1 protein-coding gene is annotated in these 2,764 nt (G+C 50.1%); it reads left to right on the forward strand.

All coding sequences use genetic code 11. The features are described 5' to 3' along the window. Nucleotides 1-198 precede the first annotated feature (198 nt). Nucleotides 199-2,742 (forward strand): kelch repeat-containing protein, encoded by a 2,544-nt coding sequence (locus VN105_RS23405; RefSeq protein ID WP_325644778.1) that lies wholly within the window; start codon nt 199-201, stop codon nt 2,740-2,742. Nucleotides 2,743-2,764 lie beyond the last annotated feature (22 nt).

A 2,764-nucleotide genomic window follows, 5' to 3' on the forward strand; every position in this document is an offset into this window, starting at 1 on the left:
ATGGCAGGCGATGAATATGAAGCATTAAAACAGATGTTCATCCCAAAATCATAAAAACTTTTTTCGTCAAAACAACCTATCTTCCCACCTGATAAACAACCAGAATACGCATATATTAATTTAGATACCTGCCTGTTACGAGATAATATTATAACTTGCAGCCTGTTTTCAGATCGATGCGCCCTTTAGTGTTCCACCATGAATATGTGCTCCTTTAAAGCCTTGCTGTTTGCAGGGGTGTTTTTATTTTTTTGTTTACCTGCACGGTCGCAGGGCTTAGTCTTCTCCTCCTTCGAGCAGGTACAGGAGAAGAGAACTTCACTGGTATTGAATGGCAATGAACCGATTTGCCTGGATGGCAACTTCGGGTTGTCGTTCGACTTTAGTTTCTTCCCCGACAGGGCCGTGTATTACGGCTACGTGTTAAGGCTCATTAATAACCATCATCAGAATATCGATCTTATTTATAATCACCGCGACCAGCAGTTCAGTGTCATTTTCGGAGATGTGTATACGCAGCTCGATTTCAGGATAGACAGCGCCCGGTTGTTTCATCACTGGAATACCTGCAGCCTGCAATATAACGGGCAAATGCTGTCGCTCACCGTGAACGGGAAAAATGTAGGGAGTAAAAAGATAGCATTGAGCGACCAGTGCTTCCGCATATTTTTCGGGGCCTGCCAGCTGCATAGTTTTAAAACCAGCGATGTGCCGCCCATGCAGGTAAAAAGCGTGGCGTTGTATCGTAATAATAAAATGGATGCCTTCTGGCCGTTGAATGAAATGGCCGGCGTTCATGCGGAAGACAGTATCCGCCGCCGTGTGGCCAATGTGGTGAACCCCGTTTGGGGTACGCCGCTGCACCAGCAGTGGCAATTACTGAAAGTACTAACGGTGAAGGGTAATGGTAGTTATACTTTTGATCCTTCGGAAGAAGCAGTATATGTGGTGGCGGCCGACAGCATCCATCATTTCCTCCTGCGCGACCGCTCCATGAAAGCCGAGGCGCTGAGCCGGCAGGAGTACCTGGCCCCCGGTTACCAATCCGTATACAACCCGGATAACCACACCCTTTACAGCGTGCATGTGGATCAGCAACAACTGGCAGCATGGCAGCCCGCTACCCGCAGCTGGGATATCCCTTTCGATTCGGCCGAGATCACCCAGTACTGGCAAACCAATAAATTTATCCGCAAAAGCGATAACGCCTTGTATATACTCGGTGGCTACGGCCAGCTGAAATATAAAAACGGGGTGCAGCGCTTCGCTTTCGATACCCGTAAATGGGAGGCCGTAACCGTGCAGCAAACGGACTATAAACCAAGATACCTTTCCGCACTGGGCGCCACCGCAAACGGGGATACCGCTTACCTGCTGGGCGGCTATGGCAGCGATAACGGGGAGCAGATGCTCAATCCCCGCTATTACTACGACCTTTTACAATACGATGTAGCCAATAACCGCATTCGGAAAATATATACATTGCCGGAGCCGGCGGAACCTTTCGTGTTTGCATCGTCTATGGTGATTGACACCACTGATCACAGCTATTACGCGTTGATGTTTCCGAACGACCGGTTCCGGTCGCGCTTACAACTGATCAAAGGCTCCTTGTCGCAGCCGGTATTCCAGCTGGCCGGCGATACCATTCCCTACGCATTTGTAGACAACCGCTCTGCTGCCGATCTGTATTATTGCCCCCGCAGCCACCAGTTGCTGGCAATAACGCAGATAGTGGACCGGGATAAAGCTACCGAAGTACGTATTTACTCACTGGCCTTTCCACCGGGACAACTGGCTTTGTCGGCCGCCGCGGGGACCGGGTTTAGTGTAACCTGGTGGTGGTTGCTGGCAGGAATAGCGCTGGCGGCAGTTGTTGTATATTATTTATATAGACGCCGTTTTAATAAGCCAGCCATCGCTGCAATTCCCGTAACACCGGTGCAAACAAACGAAGCCCCCGCATCGCCGGAACCGGTGGCGGTAGTAACGGCAGCCGCAGAACCGGAAGATGTGATTGCCGGCAGGGCCGCCCTGCTGTTGTTCGGTGAGTTCCAGGTACTGGACAAAGATAAGAACGCCTTAACACAGCTGTTGTCGCCCCTGCTGAAGGAAATGCTCCTGTTGATAGTGATCCATACGGCCTGGTCGGGCAAAGGCATCTCCTCGGAAAAATTATACGAGATCCTCTGGCACGATAAGCCCGAGCGGGACGCACGGAATAACCGTTCCGTGAATATGGTAAAGCTCAAAGCCATTCTTGAAAAGTTGGGCAGCGGCATAATCCTCCGGGAAGAAGGCCGCTGGAAGATCTCGTACGACCCCGACCTGCTTTGGGTGGACCTGGCAGAATTTAGCCGCCTGGTAAAATCGGCTCCCCCGGGCATGGACCGGATCCGGCTGCTGCTGAAAATAGTAAAGGAAGGGACCTTTCTTTTCCGCACCGACTACTCCTGGCTGGAAGACATCAAGTCCGATATTTCTTCAAAGGCCCTCGATGTACTGCTCGTGGAAATGAACGGACTGCCTGCCAGTGCTTCTCCCGAAATATTTATTGATATCGCCAACGCCATCTTCGTATTTGACCCTATCCACGAAGATGCCCTTCGTGCAAAATGTAAAAACCTGATCCGGCAGGGCAGACCCTCTATTGCCAAATCAGTTTATGAAAAATTTTATAAAGATTACCGCCATATGTACGGTGAAAACTTCCACCTGAACTTCCAGGATATCATCTCCTGATCATTACTTTCTGTCTTTTTTT

Source organism: Chitinophaga sp. (genome assembly GCF_035564935.1).
Lineage (GTDB): Bacteria > Bacteroidota > Bacteroidia > Chitinophagales > Chitinophagaceae > Chitinophaga.